Raw genomic sequence first — 436 nt, forward strand, 5'->3', positions numbered from 1 at the left:
TCATCGAGAAGTCGTCCGAGGCCTATGCCAAGGAAAAGGGCATCAAGATCCGCACGGCCGAGGACGCCGACGCGGTGGTCAGCAACTGAGTTGCCATGGCGCGGCCGACAAATCTGGCCGGCCGCGCCATCCACCTTCCCGAGCGGAGTCATCGATGTCCATCCCGGAATACCCGATACTGTCAGTTAGCAGCGTGGAAGCTGTCTACAACGGCGCCATCGCCGCCCTACACGGCGTCGACTTGTTGGTTGGCAGGGGCGAGATCGTCGCGCTGCTCGGCTCCAACGGTGCCGGCAAGACGACACTGCTGCGCGCCGTATCCAATCTCCTTCAGGCTGAGCGCGGCGCCATTACCGCCGGTCGGATCACCTTCGGTGGCGGGGATGTTTCAAGGGCAAGCCCCTCGCACCTAGTCCGCAGCGGCCTTGTCCAAGTC

At 63.8% G+C, this 436-nt stretch carries 1 protein-coding gene; it reads left to right on the plus strand.

Annotated features, from left to right (window positions below):
- Positions 1-154: 154 nt before the first annotated feature.
- The coding region (locus E5W87_RS35610) for an ATP-binding cassette domain-containing protein (RefSeq protein WP_292408682.1) at positions 155-436 on the plus strand (282 nt) is incomplete at its 3' end.

Origin of the sequence: Mesorhizobium sp. (genome assembly GCF_004962925.1) — a bacterium.
Classification (GTDB): Bacteria; Pseudomonadota; Alphaproteobacteria; order Rhizobiales; family Rhizobiaceae; genus Mesorhizobium.